Source organism: Micromonospora sp. WMMA1947 (genome assembly GCF_027497355.1).
Lineage (GTDB): Bacteria > Actinomycetota > Actinomycetes > Mycobacteriales > Micromonosporaceae > Micromonospora.
The window spans coordinates 4,719,724-4,744,778 of record NZ_CP114909.1 but is presented as its reverse complement, the minus strand read 5'-3'; the positions used below and the strand labels follow the sequence as shown (position 1 = coordinate 4,744,778).

Below are 25,055 nucleotides of genomic sequence, written 5' to 3'. Positions count from 1 at the left end.
GTCAGCCTCCCTGCTGGGCGCGGTCGCGCCAGATGACCGGGCAGTAATCGGGGTCCGCGTAGTCCGGCCGGCCCTCGTGGGTGCGGCGGACCAGCACGTCGTGGTTGTACGCGGCGAGCGTGCCGTCGGAGAGCGGGTACTCCCGCCAGGCGTTGTCGCCGTCCTGCAGGTGCAGCGAGACGGCCCGGCGGGGCCGCCCGCTGACGTTCGCACCGCTGCCGTGGTAGGTGCGGCAGTGGTGGAAACTCATGTGTCCCTTGGGGATCACCATGGGGATCTTGCGGATCGTCGCCCCGTTGTACGCGGCGTTCTCGGCGAGCATCGCCTCGAGCTGGTCGCGGTCCCGGTCGGCGAAGTGCCGCACCACCGTGTCGTCGGCGCCGATCTCCCGCCAGCGGTGGGAGCCGTCGACCATGGTGATGGTGCCCATCTCCTCGCCGCAGTCGTGGAACGGGATGAACGCGGTGAGCATGTTCTCCGACGACGAGGACGCCCAGTAGTGCTTGTCGAAGTGCCAGGGCACGATGTTCGACGGCTCACCGGCGATCGGCGGCTTCCAGATCAGCGTGGACTGGAAGATGCGGATCTCGGCGGCCCGGGCCAGCCGGGCGGCGACCGCGCCGATCAGCGGCTTGCGCAGAATGCGGGCGATGCCGTCGTGCTCGTGGTGGACGTAGTCGTTGTGCCGCTGCACGTCACCCTTCGACGGTTCCCAGTAGGCCAGCTTCGGCGGCCGTACCGGCAGGCGCCGGTCGCGTTCCCCGGCGTAGTAGCTGTCGGTGGCGGCGACCAGCTCGTCCACCTCGTCGTCGGTGAGCAGCTTCTTCGACAGGTACCAGCCGTGCTCGGCGTAGTGCCGGACGTCCTCGTCGGAGGGGAGCAGCGCCTCCTCCTCGGCGGTCAGCCCGGGATCGATGGTGGTCATGCCGTAACCCCTTCCGCCGCGGCCAGCTCGCGTTCCTTCGCTTCGTAGAGCGCCTTGATGTTGCCGCTGCCGAAGGTGCGCGCCCCGCGCCGCTCGATGAGTTCGAGGAAGAGGGTGCGACGCACGTGCATCGACTCGGTGAAGATCTGCAGCAGCTGGCCGTCGTGGTCGGAGTCGACCAGGATGCTCAGGTCGCGCAGCCGGTCCACCGGCGCGTCCAACCGGCCGACCCGCTGCTCCAGCCCGTCGTAGTAGGCGCCCGGGGTGCTGGCGAAGCGCACCCCCCGCCCGGCGAGCGCGCCGACGGCGGTGACGATGTCGTCGGTACGCAGGCCCAGGTGCTGCACCCCGGCACCGGCGTGCCAGCGCAGGAAGTCCTCGATCTGCCCCGGCCGGGCGCTGGTGTCCGGCTCCAGCAGCACGAACGTGACAGTCCCGGACGGGCTCTGCACCACCTTGGAGTTCATCGCCTGGCCGGCGACCTCGATGTGCTCGGTGAAGATGTCGGCGAAGCCGAACACCTTCTCGTAGTGCGCGACGATCTCGTCGAGCTGCCCCGGCGGCACGCAGATCGCGAGGTGGTCGACCTCGGCCAGCAGCGTGTCCTCCCCGTCCGGCGCGGTCACCGGCTCGATCGCCCCGGGCAGGAACACGCCCGGGGCGCCGCGCCGCTCGACCAGGCGGTGCACCACGTCGCCGAAGCCGCCGACCTCGGCGACCACCACCTCGGCGTCCGCGCCGGTGAAGGTGCGCGGCGGGCTCAGCGCCGTCGCGCCCCGGTCGACCAGTTCCGTGTACGCCCCGGCGGCGTCGTCGACGGCGAGCGCCACCACGGCGATGCCGTCGCCGTGCCGGTGAACGTACGTGGCGGCCGGGTGCTCGGCGGACAGTCCGGTGGTCAGCAGCAGCCGGATGCCGGCCTGGGCCAGCAGCAGCGACCGCTGACCGTCCAGCCCGGTCTCCGGACCGCCCTGCCCGCACAGCCGGAAACCGACGGCGTTGTCGAAGTAGAAGGCCGCCTGCCGGGCGTCCCCCACGTACAGTTCCAGATGATCTATCCCGTTGATGGTCATGGGCTTCCCCTGTTCCCCCCGTGATCGCGACCCGGACGGACGCCCGGGACTGGAGTCCGGTCAGCCCGCGGCCGGGGTGGCGGCCCGGCGGGCCGGCCCGGAGAGCCGGCGCAGGAGCAGGCTGACGTTCTGGCCGCCGAACCCGAACGAGTTCGTCAGCGCATGGCCGGCCCGGGTGGGCCGGGGCACGGCGCGGACGTGGTCCGCCTCGCACTCCGGGTCCGGGTCGTCCAGGTGGTAGGTGGGTGGCAGCAGGCCACTGTCGAGCGCCAGCGCGGTGGCGGCGGCCTCCAGCACCCCCGATGCGCCGAGCAGGTGCCCGGTGAGCGCCTTGGTGGAGCTGACCGGCACGCCACCGGCGCCGAACACCTCGGCGAGCGCGACCGTCTCGGCGACGTCACCGAGCTTGGTGCCGGTGCCGTGCGCGTTGACGTACCCGACGTCGGCGGGCTCGACCCCGCCCGCCGCGAGCGCCCGGCGCATGCACGCCGCCGCGCCCGCGCCGTCCGGCCGTGGCGCGGTCGGGTGGTACGCGTCGGTGTTCGCCCCGAAACCGGCGACCTCGGCGTAGCCGCGCACACCCCGTCCGTCGGCGTGGCCGGCGCGCTCCAGCACCAGCAGCGCCGCGCCCTCGGACAGCACGAAGCCGTTGCGCCGCTTGTCGAACGGACGGCTCGCCTCGGTTGGTTCGTCCCAGCCCCGGGCCAGCGCCCGGGCGTTGCCGAACGTGTCGGCGAACGTGCCGAACAGCGGCGCCTCGCTCGCCCCGCACACCACCACGTCGGCCTCGCCGGAGCGGATGAGGCGCACACCGTCGGCGACGGCCTGGGCGCCGGAGGCGCAGGCGGTGCCGACCGACGAGCTGTAACCGCGGATGCCGTGCGCGATGGCGATCCGCGCCGACGGCATGTTCGGCAGGATGCCGGTGAGCAGGTACGGGCTGACCGCCGCCCGGCCCCGGGCGGCCCGGGCGAGCACCTGGCCCTCCAGCGTGGACATTCCGCCGACACCGCCGACGATCACCGCGATCCGCTCCGGGTCGACGTCGCGCCCCACCTCGATGCCGGCGTCGGCGAGCGCCTCGGCGGCGGTGATCAGGGCGAGCAGCACCACCCGGTCGAGCACCTTCGTCTCCGGTCCGGAGGCGACGCTGCGCGGGTCGATGTCCGGCAGCAGCCCGGCCGCCTCCAGGCTGTCGGCCGCCGGGTGTCCCTCGGGCGGGCGGCGCAGCCCGGAGCGGCCGGAGACGAGCGCGTCGAACGTGTCCGCCGCGCCGCGCCCGGCCGGGGTGAACAGGCCCATGCCGGTGATGACGGCGGTCACGACGGCGCCTCGGTCAGGTAGCGCTCGCGCAGCGCCACCTTGCGGACCTTGCCGGTGACGGTGACCGGGATGTCGTCGGCGCGTACCGGCACGATCCGGCGCAGCGTGGCGGCCACGTCCGGGCCGAGCGCGGTACGGATGCGCTCGGTGCGGTCCGCGTCCGGGTCGGCGCCGGCGGCCAGTTCCAGCAGCACGTCGGTGGTGACGGTGCCGTCGTCGGCCTTGACGATCACCACTGTGCAGTCGGTGACGTCGGGGCTGGCGGCGAGGATGCGTTCCTCGGACAGCGCGGTGAAGAAACGCTTCCCGTCGCCGGCCTCGACCGAGTCGACCGCCCGGTCCAGGTGGTAGTAGCGACCGTCCTCGTCGGCGTACACCAGGTCGCCGGTGAGGTACCAGCCGCGCAGCCGGAACCGGTACGTGGTGACCGAGTCGTTCCAGTAGCCGCGGAACAGCGACGGCGAGTCGATGCCGAGCCAGCCCACCTGCCCGGCCGGCAGCTCGTTGCCGTCGGCGTCGAGCACCGCGACCTTGGTGAACCGGTACGGGCGGCCGACGCAGCGGCCGTACCTGTCGGTGTCGGTGGTGTGGGTGATGTGGAACATCGAGTGGCCCATCTCGCTGGAGCCGAGCCCGTCGATGAACACCGACCCGGGTACCCGGGTGACGCCCTGACGGGTCACCACGTCCCGGGAGCCGACCGCGACCAGCCGCCGGACGTGCGGCTCGTGCGAGCAGTCGCCGGTGTTGAACCACAGCCGAACCGAGTCCAGGTCGTAACCGGACAGGTCGAAGCGGGCCAGCTCGGCCCAGGTGACCGAGAAGCCGAACACGCCGTCCGGGCGCCACCGCTGGATCGCGTCGAGCACCCGCTCGCCGCCCTGCTCGGAGAGCAGGAACATCTCGGCCCGGTTGCCGAGCGCCTGGTTGACCATGAGCACCGTGGCGGTGTGCGGGGCGGGCAGCGCGTTGAGGATGCGCGTGGTCCCCTGCGCCTGCGGCATGGACAGCAGGTGGCGGGTGGCGACGAACAGGCTGGCGTGCGAGTGCAGCACCGCCTTCGGCACGCCCGTGGTGCCGGAGGTGTGGGTGATGACGATCGGGTCGTCCTGGTGGTGCCGGTAGTGGGCGGGCGCGGCGTCCGGGTCGCCGGTGCCTGCCTGCGCGGGTTCGCCGATCATCGGGGCGCCCAGGTCGTGCCCGGCCAGCGCCTGCGCGTGTGCGGCGTCGGCGAGCACCCCGGCGGCGCGCAGCCGGCGGATGTACTCGGCGGCGATCTCGGGGCGCAGCCTGCCGTTCATCAGCGCCGGGATGGCACCCAGGCGGGTCAGCGCCAGGAACGACAGCACCATGTCGGCGGCCGTACCGGCCCAGACGGCGACCGGGTCGCGGGGCTTCACCCCGCGTTCGTGCAGCCACGCCGCCCGGGCGGCGACCATCCGGTCGAGCCGGCCCAGGGTCAGCGGGGTCTCGGCCGGGTGGCCGTCGATCTCGGTGTCGAACGTGAGCCCCGGCCCGTCCGGGTCGGCGCCGTGCGCCAGCACCCGGGCGAGCACGTTGCCCGCGCCCAGTTCCGCGTCGGCCGCGAGCGCGCCGCGCAGTCCCTTCGTCCTCATTGACGTGTTCCCTCCCCCAGCAGCACCGCGGTCGCCTCGCCCGGCGTACCGTCCGGTGCCAGTTCGATCAGGATCAGCAACGCCTGTGCGGCGTCGCCGTCGTACAGCAGCAGGTCCGCCTCCGCCTCCCCGTCGGCCCGCGCGTCGCCGGTCGGGCTCAGGCACACCACCGGCCCGTCCAGTCCCCAGCGCGCCGCGACGTGCCCGGCCACGCTGTTCGGCACCGACTGGAAGAAGAACAGCGGCCCGATCCGCCCGCCCGCGGCCACCGTGGCGCGGACGTGCGCCGCACCGGCGGTGTCCCCGCCCGCGCTGACCAGCACCACAGCCGTCCGGTTGCCGGGCGGCAGCGGTCCGTCGCCGTACCGCCGCGCGAGGCACCGCTGCGCCACCGCCGCCACCAGCGGATGGAACGGCGAGTGCACGAACCCCGGCACCCCCGCCGGCGCAGCACCCTCATCCCCCGCCTCGGGCCACCGCGCCTCCGCGAGCACCACCACCCCTGCGCGCGATCTTGCGGTTGGTGCCCCCTCGGCGGGCGTTGTGCCCGTTTCGCCGGGGCCGGAAGTGCAAGATCGCGGGGGGCTGGGCACGGAGGCGGTCATGCGGTGCTCACCAGGAGGGCCGTGTTGGCGCCGCCGAAGGCGGCGTTGAGGGTCAGGGCGTGCCCGGTACGCGCGGGGCGCGGGGCGTCGCGGATGACGTCCAGCGGGCACTGCGGGTCGGGACCGAGCCAGCCGGCGGTGACCGGCAGCTTGCCGTGCCGCAACGCCAGCACGGTGACCAGCAGTTCCAGCAACCCGGACGCCTCCAGCGCGTGCCCGTGCACCGACTTGGTGGAGCTGACCGGCAGCCGCCTGGCGTCCTCGCCGAACACCCGGGTCAGCGCCGCCGCCTCGGAGGCGTCGCTGAACGGGGTGCCGGTGGCGTTGGCGTTGACGTAGCCGACCGCGTCCGGAGGCAGCCCGCCGCGGCGCAGCGCCGCCTCGACCGCCCGGGCCAGCCCGAGCCCGTCCGGGTGCGGCTGACACGGGTGGTACGCGTCCCCCGCCCGGCCCCATCCGGTCACGCTCGCCAGCGACTCGGCGCCCCGCCGGGCGGCGGCGCCCGCCGACTCCAGCACCACGGCGGCCACCCCGTCGCCCAGCAGCAGGCCCTTGCGGCCGGCGCTGAACGGGCGTACCGCGCCGTCGGCGGCGAGCGCCCGCCCGGCGTCGAACAGCGCGTACTGGTCCGGTTCGACCAGGTACCCGGCCGCCACCACGACCCGCTCCAGGTCCCCCCGGCGGATCAGCGCCGCCGCGTCGGCGACCGCGCTGCTCGCCGACACGCAGGCGGTGGTGTAGATCCGGGTGCGCCCGCCCAGGCCGCACCGCGCGGCCAGGTGACCGGCCAGCGCCGGCACCGTCGGCTCGTCCGGCCCCTCCGGTACGGGCAGCGAGTGCGGCCCGCCGTGGGTGGCCAGGAACAGCGCCGAGTCGGCACGGCCGGCCCGGTCCAGCCCGGCGGCCCGGGCAGCGGTGTCGATCGCGTCGGCCAGTTCGGCGGCGAGCGTGCCGACGTCCGGCAGGGTGGCCGCCACCGTGACGCGGCGGCCGGTGGTGTCGAAACGGCGCACCGGCCCGAACGCCGGGGTGCCGGTGAGCACCCCGGCCAGCAGCGCGTCGGCGCCCCTGCCGAGGGCGCTGAGCGCGTGCGTGCCGGTGATCCGTACGGTCTCCCGCTCAGCCATCTGCGGGAGCGGTCAGCAACCCGCGGAACACCGCGAGCGCGTCGTCGACGGTGCGGATGCCGGCGAGCTGGTCGTCGCTCAGGTCCAGCCGGCGGTCGTAGCGCTGCTCGACCATGTGCACCAGCCAGGCCAGCTCCATCGAGCCGAGCCGGTCCGGCACCTGGTCGGCGGGCTTCGCGGTCAGTTCGGCGAGCATGCTCACCAGGTCAGCTCGCCCCAGGTCGGGCTGACCGGACATCAGGACTTGTCGCTGTTCGCGGCCACCCGGTCGGCGACCATCGTGGTGAACTCGCCGACCGTCATCAACGCCAGCTTCTCCGACTCGTCGTCGGCGAACTTGAGGCCGTAGCGGTCCTCGACGCGGACCGCGAGGTCGGCCAGGGCCAGCGACTCCAGGTCGACGCCGGAGGGGCCGAGGGTGGTGTCGTCGTCGAGCTCGTCCACGTCGTAGTTCATGTCGGCGAGCTGTTCGACGACGAAAGTGCGGACCTGGTCTCGCATGGGTTCAGACCTCTTCTCCGTGTACCGGCTGACGGTGCCCGGTCGGGACGCCGCGTGCGTGTGAACCGGCCGGGTCGGGCGCGCGGGTGGCGCGCTGCTCCGCCGGTCGGGGTCGGGATTCGGGATGGACCGGACGTCCGGCGGGCGTCCGGCGGGCGTGCGGCTCGTACAGGGGGCCGGTCACGACGCCGCGTCCCGCAGTGCCGCGACGGACCGGACCAGCTTTCCGGTGGTGGTGCGGGGCATCTGGTCGAGCAGGCGCAGCGTGCGGGGCCGCTTGAAGCCGGCCAGCCGTTCGGCGATCAGCTTGTCGAGCGTCTCCTCGGTCAGCGAGCCGTCGGACTGGACGTACGCGGTGATGCCGTCGTCCCAGACCACCACCGCCGCGATGACGCCGGGCAGCCCGGCGACTGTGGCCTCCACCTCGGTCAGGTCGACCTTCAGGCCGCCCACCGACACCTGCGAGTCCAGCCGGCCCTTGATGGTGACCAGGCCGGCGTCCGGGTCGACCACGCCGGCGTCGCGGGTGTGCAGCCAGCCGTCGGCCCACCGGGTCGGGTCGGCCGGTCCGACGTACGGGTTGGCCGGGCAGCTGACCCACAGCTCGCCGTCGCGCTCGCGTACCTCGATGCCGGGGGCGGGCGCGATGGCGGGGCGGTGCCGCCCGTACAGGTCGGTGCCGATGACGCCGACCTCGGTCATCCCGTACATGTTGCCCAGCGGCACGCCGTAGCGGTCGGTGAACGCGTTCGCCACGGCGGCGGGCACCAGCTCGCCGCCGGTGGTCATGCGCTTGAGCTGGGGCAGCGGCCCGGACGGTGTGGTGGAGGCGAGCAGGCCGATGTGGAACGGCACGCCGAGCACCGTGGCCGGGGTGTCCTGGGCGGCGACGGCGGCGAGGATCGCGTCGCCGCTGAGCCGCTCCGGCGGGCACAGCTCGACGCCGGCGTGCAGCCCGTAGAGCAGGCCGCCGACCAGGCCGAGCACGTGCACCATGCTGGGCAGCAGAATGATCCGTTCGCCGGGCAGCGCGACACCGTCGATGCGGGTGTAGCGGTGCACCTCGGCGACCAGGTCGGCGGCGGTGCGGCCGATCACCTTGGACGGACCGGTGGAGCCGGAGCTGAGCTGGATCACCGCGTGCGGGCTGCCCGCCGGGCGGTCGGAGTACGCGCTGACCCCGGCGGTGACGTCGACGAAGATCCGCAGCGCGCCGCCACCGGTCCGGGTCGGGGCGACCACGACCTGCGGGCTGAGCCGGCGCAGCGCCTGGTCGACCTCGTGGTCGGTGAGCCGGTGGTCGAGCAGCACCGCCTGGGCGCCGGTACGCCAGGTGGCGAGCAGGTGCGCCACGTACGCCGGCGAGGGCGGCAGGCGCAGCGCGGCCGCGCCTCCGGCACGGAGTCCGGCCTCGGCGAGCCGGTCCTGCGCCTCGCCGACGAGCCGACGCAGCGTGCCCTTGTCCACCGGTTCCGGCAGGCGCAGGCAGACGTCGGTGTCGCGGCCGGTGAACAGGATGTCGTCCACCCAGTCCACCGTTGTCGAGGCAGGATCTTCCGCCACGGGATGTGCAGTCACGACCAGCCACCGTTCCACTGAGGAACTGGGCGGATCCGCCCAGCGGGTACGTCGTTCGGGGTATGGCGGAACCCTACGACGGGCCCTTCCGCATCGCCAGATGCAAATGGCTAGATCCAAAACGGCGGCTGGGTGGATTGCTCAGGCTCGATCGGACGGGCAGGATCGGGGCCACGCCGGCAAGGTAGTCCGCCGGCCGCCGGATGCTGTGCGCGTGCGCCCTCGCGCGGACGGCGGGTGCGGCTACGCTCCCGATATGTTCCGTGCGGCCCGGCCCGACGACTTCGCGCAGGTGATGCGCCTCTACCGGCAGCTGAACCCGGACGACCCGCACCTGAGCGACGGCTCCGACGAGCGGGCCTTCGCGCGGATCCTGGCCACCGAGGGGTTGCACCTGTTCGTGCTCGAGGTGGACGGCGCGGTCGTCGCCACCACGTACCTCAACGTGATCCCCAACCTGAGCCGGTCGGCGTCGCCCTACGCGGTCGTCGAGAACGTGGTGGTGGACGAGTCGCGGCGCGGCACCGGCCTGGGCAGGCGGATCATGGCCGGCACGCTCCGGGCCGCCTGGGACGCGGGCTGCTACAAGGCGATGCTGATGACCGGATCGCGCTCGCCCGCGACCCACGCCTTCTACCTGGCCTGCGGGTTCTCCGGCGACGCGAAGACCGCGTACCTGGCCCGGCCGTCGTGACGGTCAGCGCTCGCCCGGCGGAGGCGCGGCGCCGCGCAGCACCAGCGCGCTGTTGAACCCGTCGAAGCCGCGCGCGCCGACCAGCGCGATCCGGCTGCGCGGCGGGCGGGGCTGCCGCAGGAACGTCAGCTCGCAGCCGGGCGCGGGCTCGTCCGGGCCGGCCGAGGCGGGCAGCATGCCGCGGCGGAACGCCAGCAGCGCGGTCGCCGCGTCCAGTGCGGACCCGCCCTGGTGCGCCCGCCCGGTCAGCGGCTTCTGCGTGGTCACCGGCGGGGTCCGGTCGCCGAACACGGCACGCAGCGCCGCCGCCTCGGCCCGGTCGTACGCGGGCACGCCGAGCGCGTCCGGCCAGATCACGTCCACGTCGTGCGGGCGTACCCCGGCGCGTTCCAGCGCCAGTCGCAGCGCGCGGGCGTAGTGGGCCGGGTCCGGGCCGCCGGCCGGGTCGGTGGGCGCGGCGTCGTGGGTGGCCGCCCAGCCGGTGACCTCCCCGTAGACGCGGGCGCCCCGGGACAGCGCGCGGCCCAGTTCCTCCACCACGAAGACCGCGCCGCCCTCGGCCGGCACGTATCCGGCGGCCGCGACGTCGAACGGCCGGTACGCCTTCTCCGGGTCGGACACGTCGCTGAGCAGCCCGGAGCGGAGCTGGCAGGCGAGCGCGTACGGGCTCAGCGGGCACTCGGTCGCCCCGGCGATCACCACGGGCGTGCCCCGGCGGATGGTGCGCACCGCGTGCGCCAGGCTGTCCAGCCCGCCGGCCGACTCGGACACGGTCACCCCGGACGGTCCCTTGAACTGGTGGCGGATCGACAACTGCCCGACGCTCGCCGCGTAGAACCAGGCGATCGACTGGTACGCCCCGACGGTGCGGCTCGGCCCGCCCCAGAGCCGTTGCAGTTCCCGCTGTCCGAACAGGTTGCCGCCGGAGGAACTGGCTAGCGTGACCGCCCACCGGTACGGGTCGGGCGACACCTCGGGCAGCCCGGCGTCGGCGAGCGCCAGTTTGGTGGCGGCGAAGCCGAGGTGCGTCCACCTGTCGGTCTGCACCCGCTGCCGGGTGTCGCTGAACCCGGCCGGGTCGAAATCGGTCACCTCGCCGGCCACCCGGGTCGGGTAGCGCGCCGGGTCGAACAGCGTGATCGGCCCGGTGCGCCGGGTTCCGGCGAGCACCGTGGCCCAGTGCGCCTCGGCGCCGATCCCGCTGGGCGCGACCACGCCGATGCCCGTCACCACCGCACGCGCGGTCATGTCGGCACCGCCGCCAGCCGGCGGAACACCATCGCGGACTGGAATCCGCCGAACCCGCTGCCCACCGACAACGCCACGTCCACCGGCACCTCCCGGGCCTCGTTCGGTACGTAGTCCAGATCGCACTCCGGGTCGCGGGTGGTCCAGTTCGCCGTCGGCGGGACCACGCCGTACTCGATGGCCAGGGCGCAGGCGGCCATCTCGATCGAGCCGATGGCGCCCAGCGAGTGGCCGACCATCGACTTGATCGAGCTGATCGGCACCCGGTACGCCGTCTCCCCCAGCGCCCGCTTGAACGCGGCCGTCTCGTGCCTGTCGTTCTGCCGGGTGCCGGAGCCGTGCGCGCTGACGTACGACACGGCCGTCGGGGCGAGCCGGGCCTGCCGCAGGGCGTCGCTGATCGCCACCGCCATCTCCGCGCCGTCCGGGCGCAGCCCGGTCATGTGGAAGCCGTTGCTGCGGCTGGCGTACCCGGCGACCTCGCAGTAGACGTGCGCGCCCCGGCGGCGGGCGTGCTCGGCCTCCTCCAGCACCAGGACCGCCGCCCCCTCGGCGAGGACGAACCCGTGCCGGTCGGCGTCGAACGGCCGGGAGGCGTGCTCCGGGTCGTCGTTGTCCGGGCTGGTCGCGCCGATCGCGTCGAACGAGGCGACGGTGACCGGGGAGATCGGTGAGTCGGCGGCACCCGCGAGCACCACGTCGGCCTCGCCGTCGGCGACGAGCTGGTGGGCGTACCCGATGGCGTCGATGCCGGAGGTGCAACCGGTGGAGATCACCTGCGCCGGGCCGTGCAGGCCGTGCCGGCAGGCCACGTCGGCGGCCAGGCTGCTGGGCACCAGCGCCTGGTAGAGGTACGGCCCGCCGAGCGCGTGGTCGACCAGCCACTGCCGGCCGGAGTCGCTGACCCGCACGTACTCCTGCTCCAGCGCCATGGTTCCGCCGACGGCGGTGCCGAGCACCACCCCGGCGCGTTCCCGTTGCGCGTCGGTGAGGGTGAGGCCGCTGTCCGCGAGCGCCTCGGCGGAGCAGGCGAGCGCGAACTGCACGTATCGGTCGGCGCGCTGCCGTTCGGCGAGCGTGATCCCGGCGGCGTCCGGGTCGAAGTCGCACTCGGCGGCGATCTGCGAGCGGAACGGCGACGGGTCGAAGAAGCTGATCCGCCGGGTCGCGGTGCGTCCCTCGGTGATCGTCTTCCAGAAGCGGTCCCGGGTGGCGCCGCCGGGTGCGACGACGCCGATCCCGGTGACCACGGTGCGCCGGCCGGTCACGACGGCTCCCGTGGCGGCGGTGCGGCGCTCTCGGTGTCCACGTGGCCGAGTTCCGGGCGCGGGGCGAGCGGTCCGAGGTGGAACACCACCTCGGCGGGCTCGTCGCCGGTGTTGCGCAGCCGGTGCCGCACGTCCTTGGGCACGTAGAGCGCCTCCCCGGCGGCGACCGGGACCGGCACGTCGTCCAGGTCGACGGTGATCGCGCCGCGGGCGACGTAGAGGAACTCCTCGCTGTACGGGTGGTAGTGCTCGGCGATCCGCTCCCCCGGCGCGAGCGTGGCGACGCCCATGAATCCGGAGGTGCTGCCCACAGTCTTCGGGCCGAGCAGCACCCGCAGTTCCCCGCCGCGGCGGCGGTCGGCGGGTACGTCGTGGACGGAGACCCGGGCGGTGGTGGTGTCGGTCATCGCGCGCCTCCCGCGTGTGCCCGCTCGATCTTCTCCTTGATCACGGCGAGCTGGATCGTGCTGTTGGTGTTGATCCGGTTGGTCATGCCGGCGTTGTCGACCGGTGCGTCGGGCTTCATCGCGAAGTCCTGCGTCCACGTCATCCGGGTGCCGCCGGGCGTCTCGTCGTAGCGCCAGTGGATGCGCATGTACTCGAACGGGCCGGTCTCGACGCGCCGGGCGTGCACCTCCCGGGTGGCCGGGTCGGCGGTGCGTTCGCTGACCCAGCTCCACGACACGCCGTTCTCGTCGGGATGCATGGTGAGCCGGAAACGCACCGTGTCGCCGTCGCGGTGCAGGATCTCCGCCACCGCGTACTCGGTGAACAGCTCCGGCCACCGGGCCACGTCGTTGGTGATCTCCCAGACCAGCGGCAGCGGCGCGGCGATCTCCACGGCGTTCTCGGTGTGCCCGGGCGGGTCCGCCTTGCGGGCCACCAGGTCGGCGACGCCGGCGATGCTGAGCTGCCCGGCCTGTTCGGGGATCTTCACCCGCCACCTGTCGGCGACCACCGCGGACAGCTCGAGCAGCGCCAGCGAGTCCATGCCCAGTTCCTCCAGGCTCGCGGCGGGTGCGCCGGCGGCGGCGTCCGGGTCCAGGCCGCAGTGCGTGACCAGGATGTCGGTGATCTCGCGGGCGAGCGGGCGGTCGGGGGCGACGGTCATCGGTTCCTCCAGGTGGTCGGGCCGGCGGCGGGCACGGCGCTGACGGGGGTACGGCTGTCCGGCTCGGCAGCGGCGCGCGGATCGGGCACGACGGCCCGCGCCGCCTCGGCCGGTGGGGCGTCGCCGGTCGGCAGGGCGTCACTGGTCGGCGGGGTGTCGTCGGCGGGCGGGGCGAGCAGGCGTTCCACCAGGGCGGTGGTGTGCCGGGCGGCGCGGAAGGCGGGATCGCGCAGCACCCGCCGGGCGAACGGGATGGTGGTACGCACACCGGGACCGGCCACGTCGAACTCGGCCAGCGCCCGGTCGAGCCGGTCCAGCGCGGCGTCCCGGTCCGGCGCCCACACGGCCACCTTCGCCAGCAGCGAGTCGTAGTGCGGGCTGACCAGGTAGCCGACGTGGCCGTGGGTGTCGACCCGGGTGAACGGGCCACCCGGCGGCCGGAACCGGTCCAGCCGGCCCGGTGCGGGCGCGAAGTCGCGGTCCGGGTCCTCCACGTTGACCCGGCACTCGATCGCCACGCCGTCCAGGCGTACGTCGGACTGGCGCAGCCGCAGCGGCGTGCCGAACGCCACGTGCAGCTGTTCCTGCACGAGGTCGATGCCGGAGATCATCTCGGTGACCGGGTGTTCCACCTGGATCCGGCAGTTGATCTCCAGGAAGTGGCAGCGCTCGGCCTCGTCGACCAGGAACTCCACGGTTCCGGCGCCGGTGAAGCCGACCGACAGCGCGCCGCGCAGCGCCACCTCGGCGACGGTGTCCAGGGTGGCCTGCCGCAGCGCGGGCGCGGGCGCCTCCTCGATCAGCTTCTGGTGCCGGCGCTGCACCGAGCAGTCCCGGGTGCCCAGGTGCACGCCGTTGCCGTGGCTGTCGCAGAGCACCTGCACCTCGACGTGGCGCGCGTCGGCGAGGTACCGCTCGACGTACACCCGGTCGTCGCCGAACGCGACCTGCGCGGCGGCGCGGGTGCGGGCGTACGCGCGGGGCAGCTCGGCGGCCGAACGCACCACAGTCATGCCGCGCCCGCCACCGCCCGCCGCGGCCTTCACGATCACCGGGTAGCCCACCTCGGCGGCCACCTCCTGCGCCTCGGCGACGGTGGGCAGGGTCCGTACGCTGCCCGGCGGCAGCGGCAGCCCGGCCTTGCTCATCAGCGCGCGGGCGGTCGACTTGTCCGCCAGTGCGGCCATCACCTGCGGCGGCGGGCCGACGAACACCAGCCCGTTCTCGGCGCAGATCTCGGCGAAGTCGGCGTCCTCGGACAGGAAGCCGTATCCGGGGTGCACCGCCTGCGCGCCGGTCTGCCGGGCGGCCTCCACGATCGCGGCGGCGTTGAGGTAGCTGCGGCGGCTGGCCGCCGGGCCGATCCGTACCGCCTCGTCGGCCAGCCGTACCGGCAGCGAGTCGGCGTCGGCGCTGGAGTGCACCACCACCGTGCGCACGCCGAGTTCCCGGCAGGCGCGCAGCACCCGCAGCGCGATCTCGCCCCGGTTGGCGATCAGCACCTTGTCGAACATCAGGAGTCCCGTCCGGTGACCGGTTCCAGGGCGATCAGCGGCTGGTCGTACTCGACGGGTTTGCCGTCGTCGACCAGCACCTCGACCACCCGTCCGGCCTGGCCGGCGGTCACCTCGTTCATCAGCTTCATGGCCTCGACGATGCCGACCACCTGGCCCGGGCGGACCAGGTCGCCGACCGCGACGAACGGCATCGCGCCGGGTTCGGGGGCCCGGTAGAACGTGCCGACCACCGGTGAGCGCACCGTCGGCCGGTCGGCCACCGGCGCCGCCCGTGCGGCGGGCTCGGCGGCCCGCGCGGGAAGCGCCTCGGCCGGCTCGGCGGCGCGTTGCGCGGGTGCCGCCGGGTCGTGCCACTCGACCTCCAGCACCGACTCGCCGCTGCGCAGCCGCACCCGGCGTACCGGCCCGGCCAGGTCGGCGACGAGCTTACGGGCCTGCCGGCGCAGCCCGTCGAGCACCTGCTCGGCCTCGGCGTCGGCCATCACGCCACCTCCGCCCGGCCACCGGCCGGGGAGGCGGCCGGGGACGGTCCGGCCGCGCGGGCCGCGCCGAAGCGGCGGAAGCGCTGCCGGCGGCGGCGGACCAGCGTGGCCGGCGGGACGGTGAGCAGCGGGGCGAGGTTCGCCGCCACCGCGCGGCGCAGCAGTTCGGCCGCGCCGCCCGGGTCGGCGTGGGCGGCCGGACGCGGCTCCGGCACCAGCTCGTCGACGACGCCGAGGCGGCACAGGTCGGCGCCGGTGAGCCGCAACGCGCGGGCTGCCTGCGGGGCGGCCGAGCTGTCCGGCCAGAGGATCGCCGCGCAGCCCTCCGGGCTGATCACCGAGTAGACGGCGTGTTCCAGCATGAGCACCCGGTCGGCGACCGCCAGCGCGAGCGCGCCACCGCTGCCACCCTCCCCGGTGACCACCGCCACCACCGGCGTGGGCAGCACGGTGAGCGCGAGGATGTTCTCCGCGATCGCCGCCGCCTGGCCCTGCTGTTCGGCGCTCACCCCCGGGTCCGCGCCGGGCGTGTCCACGAGCGTCACCACCGGGAGCCGCAGCCGCGCCGCGAGACGCATCAGCCGCAGCGCCTTGCGGTGCCCGGCCGGGCTGGCCATGCCGAAGTTGCGGGTCACCAGTTCAGCGGTGGTGTGTCCCTTCTGGTGGCCGATCACCATCACCGGACGGCCGTCGAGGCGGGCGATGCCGCCGACGACAGCCGGGCAGTCCGCGCCGAGCCGGTCCCCGTGGAGTTCCACGAAGCCGTCGAACGCCGTCTCCAGGTAGTCCAGTGTGGTCGGCCGGCCGGGGTGCCGCGCCGTGCGTACCGTCTCCCAGGGGTCGCGGTCCGGCCGCGCCGCCGCGGTCGGCGCGGTGGCCGGCGGGCGCGGAGCGGGCGCGGTCTCCGGGGCACGGCGGCCCGCCTCGGCGGCGGCGAGCAGCGCGGCGAGCCGGCCCCGCAACGCGTGCCGGGGCACCACCATGTCCACCTGGCCGTGCCGCAGCAGGTACTCCGCGGTCTGGAAGCCCTCCGGCAGCTTCGCGCCGGTGACCTGGCGGATCACCCGGGGCCCGGCGAAGCCCAGCCGGGCGCCGCTCTCGGCGAGCACCAGGTCGGTGTTCGTGGCGAAGGAGGCGGCCACGCCGCCGTACGTGGGATCGGTGACCACGCTGACCGTCAGCAGGCCCGCCTCCCGCATCCCGGCGAGCGCCTGGCTGACGGTGGCCATCTGCATCAGCGACAGCGCGCCCTCCTGCATCCGGGCGCCGCCGGACGCGGTCACCAGCACCAGCGGGACACCGTCGGCGAGCGCCCGCTCGGCGGTCCGGGTGATCAGCTCACCGACCGCGCAGCCGAGGCTGCCGCCGAGGAAGCGGAAGTCCATCACCGCCAGCGCGACCGCGTGCCCGCCCAGCCGGGCGGTGCCGCAGAGCACCGCCTCGTCCAGGCCGGTCGCCGCGCGGGCCGCGCCGAGCCGGTGCGGGTACGGCAGCTCGTCGACGAACTCGATCGGGTCGACGCGTACCGCCCGGTCCGGCAGCGGGACGAACGAGTCCGGGTCGGCCAGCTGCGCCACCCGGTCCGGCGCGTCCAGCCGCGCGTGCGAGCCGCACTCCGGGCAGACGTCCAGGTTGCGACGCAGCCGCTTGCGGTAGAGCAGCGACGCGCACCCGTCGCACCTCGACCAGAGCTGCTCGTCGCGCGGGGCGGTCGTGGTCACCGTGGCCGCCCGGCCGCGTCGTACCGGTGGGCCGGCGCGTCGTAGCGGTAGAAGCAGTGCGCCATCGCGTCGCGGGGCGAGCGCCAGGTCGGCAGGTACGGCGAGATGTACGGCCGCAGCCGCTCGCTGATCCGGACGAACTCCGGATGGCCCCGGTTGTCCTCCACGGCGCCCTGCGCCGGCGTCTCCGTCTCCAGCAGATGCACGTAGAGGTCGTGCAGCCGGTACAGCGAGCGGTGCCGGACGCCGACCAGGCCGGGCAGCTCGGTCGCGTCGGACTCGGCGAAGATCTCGGCGACCCGGTCCTCGGCTGTGGGCACCACCTTGGCGACGATGAGCGAACGGTCCATTCGCGCCTCCTGCGTACGTCCCGGTGCGCGGCGAACCGGTCGCGCCGCACGGATGGGCACACGGTCGCGCCGCAGGCGTCTACCGGGCGTCAACCGGGCCCCATCGCGCCACAAACATGGTGACGCTGCGTTGACGCAAGCTGTGCGCGAGCTATGGGAAGATCGCCTTCCGCTCTCCGGGCGACGACACTTCTTCGCAGATCACAGGCGTATTACCGGTCCGCTGCGGACAGTCAGGTGACCGACGGATCGTTGACTGAGAGTAACAGGCGTTGATATTCTGCGTCTCGGTCAGCCCGGCCACGGTGGAGCTTCCGGCCGTGGCGGAGGCGTTCCGACACCGGCGTCGCGGGCGGCGGTCCGGGCAACGCGATACGTCGGGACGAGGGTTCCGGTGCTGGGGGGTGCGCCGTGTCGGGTGGATCGAGAATGCCGACGGCGGGCGAACCCGCCCCACGGGTGTCACTGCACCTGCTCGGCGGATTCCAGCTGCTGCACGACGACGCGCCGGTGGTCGTACCCCGGGGGTTGCAGCGCGTCATCGCCCTGATCGGCCTGCGGCCGGCCGCGACCCGCAGCCACCTCGCCGGGCTGCTGTGGCCCGAGACGCCGGAGGAGCGGGCGCTGTCGTCGCTGCGGACCGCCCTGTGGCGGCTGCGGCAGGACCCGTGCTGCCCGCTGCGCACCGACGGCGACACCGTCCGCCTCGGACCGACCGTCCGCCTCGACGTGGACGACCTGGTGGAGACCGCCGCGCTGGTCCGCGAGGGCGCCGTCCCGCGCGGCGCCGCCGGCGCCGGACGCCACGACCTGCTCCCCGGCTGGTACGACGACTGGGTGCTGCTGGAACGCGAACGGCTGCGCCAGCTGCGCCTGCACATGCTGGAGGAACTCGCCGGCAACCACCTCGCCGCCGGACGGCACGGCGAGGCGCTGGAGGCCGCGCTGGAGGCGATGGCCGCCGAGCCGCTGCGGGAGACACCGCACCGCCTGGTGGTCCGCATCCACCTGGCCGAGGGCAACGCGTTCGAGGCGGTCCACTCCTTCTACGTCTACCGGGACCTGCTCCTGCGCGAGCTGCGCCTGGAACCGTCCCCGGCGATGACCGCGTTGCTCGACGACACCCTCGCGCCGATCCGCCGGGCCAGCCGCCCGGAGCCGCCGCCGCGCCGCACCGACCGGACCGCCAAGCCGGCGCCGCGCGCCCCCGCCGCGCCGCCACCACCATCAATGCCCCGGGGTACGCGGTGACGGCCAGGTGACAGCGCGACCGGCACCGTGAACCCAGCACCGCCGCGGCGAGAGGGGTCACGATGAGTCGACTGTTGGTGGTCAGCCGGATCGTGCCGGGTGCGCAGGGACGGGTGGCGCAGATCTTCGCCGAGGCCGACGCGACCGAACTTCCCCACCTCACCGGTGTCCGGCACCGGTCGCTGTACTACCTGCACGACCTGTGCGTCCATCTGATGGAGACCGTCGACGTCGACCCCGGGCTGACCGCGGAGCTGCGCGACCACCCGCTCTACGAACAGGTGAACAAGCGGCTCTCCGCGCACACCTCGCCGTACCTGCCGACCTGGAACTCCCCCCGCGACGCCGTGGCCGGCTGCTTCTACAGCTGGGACGCCGCCGACACCCCTGCGCCCGACCGGATCCACTGACCGGCCACGGGCGACGGACGGGACGCCCCGGAACCACGCACGGCACCGGGTTCCGGGGCGTCTCCCCGCCCTCCGACGCCGTTCGACGCGGCCGCACGGCACACGCTCGGTCATGCTCCGGCCACCGGCCGACACCGCCGGTCCCACCGTCGTGGCCCGGCCCCGGCCTGCCTGTCGTGCGCCGCGCGCGTGTGCGAAGCTGCCCCGAGTCTTTCGGCACCGTCGTACACGTACATATAGAAGGAGGTTGGCCATGCCGTCGAGCTTCGGGCAGTGGCTTTTCGTGATACTGGCCCTGCTCATCGGATTCGGCGCCGGTTGGTTCCTGGTCGGCCGCCGCCGGTCCGGCACCCCGGCGACGCCCACGGTGGAGACCACCCCCGCGGTGACCGCCACCGTCGACGAGCCGCGCCCGGTCGCCGTGGTCGACGAGCCCCCGGCGGCCGCCACGCTGGCCGAGCAGCCCGCGCCCACCGAGACCGCGACCGCCGAACCGGCCGTCGCCACCGCCCGCACCGCCGACGAGCCGGCCGAGTCCTCCCCCGCCGCCGCCGAGCCCGTCGTGTCCGAACCGGTCGCCGCCGAGTCGGTCGTGTCCGAGCCGGTCGTGTCCGAGCCCGTCGCCGCCGAGCCGGTCGCCGCCGAGCCCGTCGTGTCCGAGCCCGTCGCCGCCGAGCCCGAGCCCGAGCCCGAGCCCGAGCCCGAGCAGGTTGCCGCGCCCGTGGCCGACGCCGAGCCGGCTCCGGCCACCGTCGACGCCCACCCGGTGACGGTTCCGGCCACCGCCGACGCCGAGCCGGTGGCGGCTCCGGCCACCCTCGCCGAGGACGAGCCCGTCACGGAGAAGCAGCCCGCGGTCGGCGCGGCCGTCGACGCGCCGGCCACCGAGGCCGCGCCGGTCGAGGCCACCGAGCCGGTCGAGGCAACCGAGCCGGTCGCCGTGCCCGCGCCGCGTACCTCGGTCGAGAACGACGCCCCGGCCGCGGCGGACAGCGACGCGCCGGACGACTTCCGGCGGATCCAGGGCATCGGGCCGAAGCTGGCCGCCGCCCTGCAGGACGCCGGGATCCGCACCTACCGGCAGCTCGCCGAGCTGGACGAGGCCGCGCTGCGGCAGACGGTGAAGGCCGCCGGCCTGCGCTCCGCGCCGGGTCTGGCCACCTGGCCGCAGCAGGCGAAGGTGCTGGCGGGCATCGGCGCGGACGCCGACCGGGTGCTCCCGGCCGGCGCCGAGTAGACGGTCCTGCGCGTTCCCGGGCCGGTGGTGACGATGGTCGCCACCGGCCCGGTGCGTTCCGCCATCCGCCAGCACGCCGGACTGGCCACATCACCAGCCACCCCATCACCCCCAACCCGGAGCGGTATGCCGGAAAACGGGCCGGGCGGGGACGGGCGTCGCTACGGTCGGTGAGGGGCCGCGACGGCCCGCCGCGCGTACCGCCACCCGCAGGAGCGTCTCGTGCCCACCGCAGCGCCGGAGCCCGCCGGCCGGCGACCGCCGGTCCGCGATCCGGAGGCGCCGCGCCGGGTGACGCTGCTCGAACTCTTCTTCGACCTGGTGTACGTGGTCGCGCTCGCGTTGATCTCGCGCAACCTGGTCGGGTCGGTGACCTGGGAACGGGCCGCCGAGTCCCTGGTCATGCTGATGGCGATCTGGTGGACCTGGGCGATCACCACGCTGGTCACCGACATCTACGACCCGCAGCGCACCGAGATCAAGCTGCTGATCGTGGCGGTGATGTTCGGCGCCCTGCTGATGACCACCGCCATCCCGGAGGCGTTCGGCGCCCGAGGGCTGGTGTTCGGCGGCACGTACGTGGCGATCCATCTCGGACGCGGCCTGTTCCTCATGCCCGCCGTCCGGCGGCACCCGCAGAGCAACCGCCGGGCACTGCGTATCTTCGTCTGGTTCGCCGTGTCGGCGGTGCCCTGGCTGGTCGGCGCGCTGGCCGCGCACGGCACCGCCCGCCTGTGGTTCTGGGCCGCCGCCCTGGCCATCGACTACCTGGGGTTCCGTCTGGCGTACCCGGTGCCCGGTCTGGGCGCGGTGCCGGAGGCCCAGCGCAACGTGACCGCCGAGCACCTGTCCGAGCGGTACCAGCAGTTCTTCATCATCGCGCTGGGCGACGCCGTGCTGGTCGCCGGCACCGTGTTCAGCCTGCACCACTCCGAGGCGGAGAACCTGGTCGCGTTCGCCACCGCGTTCGCCACCACGCTGTTGCTCTGGCGCATCTACGTACACAAGTCCGGTGAGCTGCTGCCGCACGCCATCGCCCGGGCCGCCCAGCCGAGCCGGTTTCTCAACACCGCGCCGTACACCCATCTGCTGATGGTGGCCGGGGTGGTGACCACCGCGGCGGGGTTCGACCTGGTCCTGCTGGAGCCGACCGGCCACACGCCGCCGGCCTGGCTGGCGGTGATCCTCGGCGGGCCGGCGCTGTTCCTGGCCGGGCGGGCCGCCTTCGAGTACGAGGTGTTCAGCCGGGTCTCGCCGTCGCGGCCGGGCGGGGTGCTGGCGCTGCTGTCGATCGCGCCGGCCGGGTTGTTCCTCGCGCCGGTCTACGCCTCGGCCGGGGCGATGCTGGTCCTGGCCGGAGTGGCGTTCGCCGACTACCGCCGCAGCCGGGGCCGCCCGCCGGAGGAGCCGATGCCGCCGCACTGAGGTAATCGGAATCGGCCGTGCCGGCACCTGCGCGCCGTTTGGCGGATCACCCGGACGGGGTACAAGGCCTCCACCTCGAATCCACCACAACCCCAGTGGAGGCAACTGATGCGCGGCACCTCGATAGTCGGCGTCCTGGTCGTCATCTGGCTCATCATCGGCGCCATCGCCGCCGGTCAGCGCGGCTACTACGGCAACGACGAAACCAACTGTGCGGAGGCGGGCACGATCCTGGTCACCATCGTGGCCGGCCCGCTGAACTACATCGGCGCCAACCCGAAGGTGGACTGCAAGCTCCCCGAGCCGTCGAAGTAGGCCGCCGCTCCCGTACTCCCCTCCCGGCCCGCGCCCGCCCGTCGAGCGCGGGCCGTTTCGTGTCCGCCGGGTCACCACCCCTACGGCATCCTAGGAGGCTGGGTCCGGCCGGGTTTGCGGGCGGAACGGGTGGGAACGGCAGCGGTTCGCCGACGACGGGAACGGAGAACCGGGCATGCGGATCGGCTACAAGCTCGCCTCGGAGGCGTTCGGGCCCCAGGAACTCATCCGGCAGGCGGTCCGGGCCGAGGAGGCCGGCTTCGACTTCGTCGAGATGAGCGACCACTACCACCCGTGGCTGGAGGTGCAGGGGCACTCCTGCTTCACCTGGAGCGCGCTCGGCGCGATCGCCGCGCGTACCACCGGCATCGGCCTCGCCACCGGTGTCACCTGCCCCTCGGTCCGCTACCACCCGGCGATCGTCGCGCAGGCCGCCGCCACCATGGCGCTGATCTCCGACGGGCGGTTCACGCTCGGGGTGGGCGCCGGCGAGCGGCTCAACGAACACGTCGTCGGGCAGGGGTTCCCGAGCGTCCGGGGGCGGCACGAGCGGCTGCGCGAGGCGCTGGAGATCATCCGGCTGCTCTGGCAGGGCGGATACCGCTCGTACGACGGCCGGCACCTGCAACTGGAGGACGCCCGGATCTGGGACCTGCCCGACCAGCCGCCGGTCCTCGCCGTGGCCGCCAGCGGCCGGGAGTCGGCAGGTCTCGCGGCCGAGCTGGGCACCGGACTGTTCGCCACCGAGCCGAAGGCGTCGATCGTCGACCAGTACCGCAACGCCGGCGGCCAGGGCCCCCGCTACGCCGAGGTGCCGATGGCCTGGGCCGCCGACGAGGAGTCGGCGGTACGCGCGGCAAAGGAGACCAGCCGCTGGGCGGTCACCGGCTGGAAGGTGATGAGCGAGCTGCCCAACCCGGTGAACTTCGACGCCGCCACCTCCTGGGTCGAGGACCACCACATCCGGCGGCAGTTCTCCGTGGGCCCGGACGCGACGCCGCACGTGGAGAAGGCGCGGACGTACGTCGAGGCCGGCTTCGACCACATCGTGTTCCAGAACGCCGGCCCGGACCCGGACGGCTTCCTGGACTTCTGCGCCCGCGACCTGCTCGCCCGGGTACGCGCGCTCGGCTAGCCCACCGCGCCTCGGCCGGTCCCGTGTCCCGGCCGTTCCTCACCCGCCGACGTGGATGCCGGGGCGGCGGGTAGGGTCCGGCTCGGACTTGCGGATGATCTCCCGCACCACCGGCGGGGTGTCGCCCCGGCCGAGGATGAGATAGCGCAGCAGGTGCGCGATCGGGTTCCCCTCCGACCACTCGAAGTGGCAGTGCGGGCGGACACCGGTGGCGTCGCGCAGCGCCAGCAGGATCGCGGCTATCGCGTTCGGCGCGGCCGGGCTGCTGGCGCGCAGGATCCGGAAGCCGCCGGACTCCACCCCGTGCACCCGCAGCACCTGGCTGAACTGGGACGGGTCGCTCACGTCGATCTCCAGGAACAGCACGTCGGCGGCGCCCGGCACCGGGTTCATCGACCGTTGCGCCCGCTCCTTGACCCGGTACTCCTTGACCGACCCGCGCTGCCGCTTGTTGGCGATCAGGTGCAGCCGCCCGTCCCGGGCGACGGACTCGTCGACGAAGCGTCGGGCCGGCTCGTCGAACTCGATCCGCTCGGCGCGCAGCTCGGTGGTCCGGGTGACCCGGGAGATCAGCGACACCGCGATGATCCCCGCGATGAAGAACCCGGAGATGGTGATCCCGTCGGGCTTGGCCAACACGTTCTCCACCAGCGCGTACAGCAGCACGGCGGTGAGCAGCGCGAAGCCGGCGGCGGCGGCGCGGCTGCGGGCGCGCAACGCCGCGATGGTCACCGCTATCGCGCCGGAGACCATCATCGCGAGGATGCCCGTGGCGTACGCGCCGGCCTGGGCGTTCACGTCGGCGCCGAACGCGATCGTGATGGCGATGCTGATCGCGGTGTAGACGAGCACCACCGGGCGCACCGCCCGCCCCCACTCCGGCGCCATGCCGTACGAGGGCAGATAACGGGGCACGATGTTGATCAGCCCGGCCATCGCCGACGCGCCGGCGAACCAGAGGATGAGCACGCTGCTGATGTCGTAGACGGTGCCGAACCCCTCCCCGAGGTGCTCGTGGGCGAGGAAGGCGAGCGCCCGGCCGTTGGCCGGCCCGCCGGGGTCGAACGCCTCCGGCGGGATCAGCACGGTGGTGACGAACGTGGTGGCGATCAGGTAGACCGACATGATCAGCGCGGCGGTGGTGAGCAGCCGCCGGGTGTTGCGGATCCGGGCGTCCAGCCGCCGCTGCGCGTCGTCGCCCTCGCCGCGCACCAGTGGCATCATGCTCACCCCGGTCTCGAAACCGGACAGGCCGAGCACCAGCAGCGGGAACGCGAGCACGCTCGTGACCACGATGTCGCCGGGCCCGCCGGCGTGGGCCAGCCGCCCGGTCCAGTCGTCGAGCAGACCCGGGTCGGCGACGACCTCGGCCACCCCGGCGACCACCACCACGGCGTTCAGCGCCAGGAACACCGCCACGAGCGGGATGGCGACCTGCACGGCCTCGCTGAACCCGAGCAGGAACACGCCGCCGAGCACGAGCAGCAGTGCCACGGTGACCAGCACCGCCGCCGTCTGCCCGTGCGGGAACGACGCGGGCAGGACCGGGTTCTCCAGCAGGTGCACGCTGGCGTCGGCGGCGGAGAGCGTGATCGTGATGATCCACGAGGTGGCGACGAAGCCGAGCAGCACCAGCACGAAGACCTTGCCCCGCCAGAACGGCAGCAGCCGTTCCAGCATGGCCACCGAGCCCTGCCCGTGCGGGCTCTCCCGGGCCACCCGGCGGTACATCGGCAGCATCCCGAGCAGCGTCAGCGCCACGATCAGCAGCGTGGCCAGCGGGCTGAGCGCGCCGGCCGCCACGGCGGCGATGCCGGGCAGGTAGGACAGCGTGGAGAAGTAGTCGACGCCGGTCAGGCACATCACCTGCCACCACGGGTGGGACCGGGTCTGGTGCTCGCGGACCTCCGGGCCGACCGGCTCGACCCGGTGCGCGAACAGCCACCGGTGCAGCCGGCCCGCCGGCGCGGCAGGCCGCGCCGGGGCCGCCACCCGTTCCGGCAGTTCCGGCGCCGTACGGCCGGACCGTTCGGCGTGGTCGCCGTGCCGCCCGGCGCGGGCCGCCGCGGCCGCGTGCGCCTCCCGGCGCCGCTCCCGCGCACGCCTGGGCTGCTCCGCGTCCCCCGCCTGCCCCATCTGCTCC

Annotated in this window: 25 protein-coding genes; 7 read left to right on the top strand and 18 right to left on the bottom strand. The window is 74.1% G+C overall.

Annotated features, from left to right (window positions below; translation table 11 throughout):
- Nucleotide 1 precedes the first annotated feature (1 nt).
- The 9 genes from O7604_RS22375 to O7604_RS22335 all read right to left on the bottom strand — a co-directional run bounded on the left by O7604_RS22375 (nt 2) and on the right by O7604_RS22335 (nt 8,697).
- Nucleotides 2-925 (bottom strand): phytanoyl-CoA dioxygenase family protein, encoded by a 924-nt coding sequence (locus O7604_RS22375; protein WP_269707076.1) that lies wholly within the window; start codon nt 923-925, stop codon nt 2-4.
- Nucleotides 922-1,998: a 4-hydroxyphenylpyruvate dioxygenase gene (gene hppD, locus O7604_RS22370; protein WP_281577661.1), complete on the bottom strand. Its 1,077-nt coding sequence runs from the start codon at nt 1,996-1,998 to the stop codon at nt 922-924. Before hppD ends, O7604_RS22375 begins: the two co-directional genes overlap by 4 nt.
- 60 nt (nt 1,999-2,058) lie before the next feature.
- Nucleotides 2,059-3,321 carry a beta-ketoacyl-[acyl-carrier-protein] synthase family protein gene (locus tag O7604_RS22365; protein ID WP_281577660.1) on the bottom strand — a complete coding sequence of 421 codons (1,263 nt, stop codon included), beginning with the start codon at nt 3,319-3,321 and terminating at the stop codon, nt 2,059-2,061.
- Nucleotides 3,318-4,937: a class I adenylate-forming enzyme family protein gene (locus tag O7604_RS22360; RefSeq protein ID WP_281577659.1), complete on the bottom strand. Its 1,620-nt coding sequence runs from the start codon at nt 4,935-4,937 to the stop codon at nt 3,318-3,320. Before O7604_RS22360 ends, O7604_RS22365 begins: the two co-directional genes overlap by 4 nt.
- On the bottom strand, nt 4,934-5,434 hold the full coding sequence (locus O7604_RS22355) for a beta-ketoacyl synthase chain length factor (RefSeq protein ID WP_281577658.1): 501 nt from the start codon (nt 5,432-5,434) through the stop codon (nt 4,934-4,936). Before O7604_RS22355 ends, O7604_RS22360 begins: the two co-directional genes overlap by 4 nt.
- 104 nt (nt 5,435-5,538) lie before the next feature.
- Nucleotides 5,539-6,669: a beta-ketoacyl synthase N-terminal-like domain-containing protein gene (locus O7604_RS22350; RefSeq protein WP_281577657.1), complete on the bottom strand. Its 1,131-nt coding sequence runs from the start codon at nt 6,667-6,669 to the stop codon at nt 5,539-5,541.
- On the bottom strand, nt 6,662-6,907 hold the full coding sequence (locus O7604_RS22345) for an acyl carrier protein (RefSeq protein WP_281577656.1): 246 nt from the start codon (nt 6,905-6,907) through the stop codon (nt 6,662-6,664). The genes O7604_RS22350 and O7604_RS22345 overlap by 8 nt, the downstream gene beginning before the upstream one ends.
- Entirely contained in the window at nt 6,907-7,170 is a 264-nt protein-coding gene (locus O7604_RS22340; protein ID WP_104115204.1) for an acyl carrier protein, read from the bottom strand. Before O7604_RS22340 ends, O7604_RS22345 begins: the two co-directional genes overlap by 1 nt.
- A gap of 180 nt (nt 7,171-7,350) precedes the next feature.
- Nucleotides 7,351-8,697 (bottom strand): fatty acid--CoA ligase family protein, encoded by a 1,347-nt coding sequence (locus tag O7604_RS22335; RefSeq protein WP_281577655.1) that lies wholly within the window; start codon nt 8,695-8,697, stop codon nt 7,351-7,353.
- Between the two features lie 307 nt (nt 8,698-9,004).
- On the opposite strand from O7604_RS22335, the gene O7604_RS22330 reads away from it, so the two are divergent.
- A complete protein-coding gene (locus tag O7604_RS22330; RefSeq protein ID WP_269705713.1) occupies nt 9,005-9,442 on the top strand; it encodes a GNAT family N-acetyltransferase in 438 nt (145 codons plus the stop codon).
- A 3-nt stretch (nt 9,443-9,445) separates the two neighbouring features.
- On the opposite strand, the gene O7604_RS22325 is transcribed toward O7604_RS22330, so the two are convergent.
- The 8 genes from O7604_RS22325 to O7604_RS22290 are packed head-to-tail and all read right to left on the bottom strand — an operon-like array spanning nt 9,446 to nt 17,139.
- Nucleotides 9,446-10,690 carry a beta-ketoacyl synthase N-terminal-like domain-containing protein gene (locus O7604_RS22325; protein WP_281577654.1) on the bottom strand — a complete coding sequence of 415 codons (1,245 nt, stop codon included), beginning with the start codon at nt 10,688-10,690 and terminating at the stop codon, nt 9,446-9,448.
- Complete coding sequence (locus tag O7604_RS22320; protein ID WP_281577653.1) at nt 10,687-11,958, bottom strand: beta-ketoacyl-[acyl-carrier-protein] synthase family protein; 1,272 nt, start codon at nt 11,956-11,958, stop codon at nt 10,687-10,689. The genes O7604_RS22325 and O7604_RS22320 overlap by 4 nt, the downstream gene beginning before the upstream one ends.
- On the bottom strand, nt 11,955-12,365 hold the full coding sequence (locus tag O7604_RS22315; protein ID WP_018784080.1) for a cupin domain-containing protein: 411 nt from the start codon (nt 12,363-12,365) through the stop codon (nt 11,955-11,957). Before O7604_RS22315 ends, O7604_RS22320 begins: the two co-directional genes overlap by 4 nt.
- Nucleotides 12,362-13,069 carry an SRPBCC family protein gene (locus tag O7604_RS22310; protein ID WP_269705710.1) on the bottom strand — a complete coding sequence of 236 codons (708 nt, stop codon included), beginning with the start codon at nt 13,067-13,069 and terminating at the stop codon, nt 12,362-12,364. Before O7604_RS22310 ends, O7604_RS22315 begins: the two co-directional genes overlap by 4 nt.
- On the bottom strand, nt 13,066-14,583 hold the full coding sequence (locus O7604_RS22305; RefSeq protein WP_281577652.1) for an acetyl-CoA carboxylase biotin carboxylase subunit: 1,518 nt from the start codon (nt 14,581-14,583) through the stop codon (nt 13,066-13,068). Before O7604_RS22305 ends, O7604_RS22310 begins: the two co-directional genes overlap by 4 nt.
- Entirely contained in the window at nt 14,583-15,068 is a 486-nt protein-coding gene (gene accB / locus O7604_RS22300; RefSeq protein ID WP_281577651.1) for an acetyl-CoA carboxylase biotin carboxyl carrier protein, read from the bottom strand. The genes O7604_RS22305 and accB overlap by 1 nt, the downstream gene beginning before the upstream one ends.
- Nucleotides 15,068-16,789 (bottom strand): acetyl-CoA carboxylase carboxyltransferase subunit alpha, encoded by a 1,722-nt coding sequence (locus tag O7604_RS22295; RefSeq protein ID WP_281577650.1) that lies wholly within the window; start codon nt 16,787-16,789, stop codon nt 15,068-15,070. The genes accB and O7604_RS22295 overlap by 1 nt, the downstream gene beginning before the upstream one ends.
- Complete coding sequence (locus O7604_RS22290; RefSeq protein WP_269705706.1) at nt 16,786-17,139, bottom strand: TcmI family type II polyketide cyclase; 354 nt, start codon at nt 17,137-17,139, stop codon at nt 16,786-16,788. The genes O7604_RS22295 and O7604_RS22290 overlap by 4 nt, the downstream gene beginning before the upstream one ends.
- Before the next feature lie 411 nt (nt 17,140-17,550).
- On the opposite strand from O7604_RS22290, the gene O7604_RS22285 reads away from it, so the two are divergent.
- From O7604_RS22285 to O7604_RS22260, 6 genes are all read left to right on the top strand, one after another.
- Nucleotides 17,551-18,390: a BTAD domain-containing putative transcriptional regulator gene (locus tag O7604_RS22285; RefSeq protein WP_269705705.1), complete on the top strand. Its 840-nt coding sequence runs from the start codon at nt 17,551-17,553 to the stop codon at nt 18,388-18,390.
- A gap of 62 nt (nt 18,391-18,452) precedes the next feature.
- Nucleotides 18,453-18,800: a TcmI family type II polyketide cyclase gene (locus O7604_RS22280; RefSeq protein WP_281577649.1), complete on the top strand. Its 348-nt coding sequence runs from the start codon at nt 18,453-18,455 to the stop codon at nt 18,798-18,800.
- Nucleotides 18,801-19,053: 253 nt separating this feature from the next.
- On the top strand, nt 19,054-20,037 hold the full coding sequence (locus O7604_RS22275) for a helix-hairpin-helix domain-containing protein (protein ID WP_281577648.1): 984 nt from the start codon (nt 19,054-19,056) through the stop codon (nt 20,035-20,037).
- 222 nt (nt 20,038-20,259) lie between these two features.
- On the top strand, nt 20,260-21,462 hold the full coding sequence (locus O7604_RS22270) for a low temperature requirement protein A (protein ID WP_269705702.1): 1,203 nt from the start codon (nt 20,260-20,262) through the stop codon (nt 21,460-21,462).
- A gap of 108 nt (nt 21,463-21,570) precedes the next feature.
- Nucleotides 21,571-21,777, top strand: coding sequence for a hypothetical protein (locus O7604_RS22265; RefSeq protein WP_013286658.1), 207 nt, complete (start codon nt 21,571-21,573; stop codon nt 21,775-21,777).
- A 175-nt stretch (nt 21,778-21,952) separates the two neighbouring features.
- Nucleotides 21,953-22,912: a TIGR03557 family F420-dependent LLM class oxidoreductase gene (locus O7604_RS22260; protein ID WP_281577647.1), complete on the top strand. Its 960-nt coding sequence runs from the start codon at nt 21,953-21,955 to the stop codon at nt 22,910-22,912.
- A 39-nt stretch (nt 22,913-22,951) separates the two neighbouring features.
- Here O7604_RS22260 and O7604_RS22255 read toward each other — a convergent pair whose 3' ends face one another.
- Nucleotides 22,952-25,048 carry an amino acid transporter gene (locus tag O7604_RS22255; RefSeq protein ID WP_281577646.1) on the bottom strand — a complete coding sequence of 699 codons (2,097 nt, stop codon included), beginning with the start codon at nt 25,046-25,048 and terminating at the stop codon, nt 22,952-22,954.
- Nucleotides 25,049-25,055: the final 7 nt, after the last annotated feature.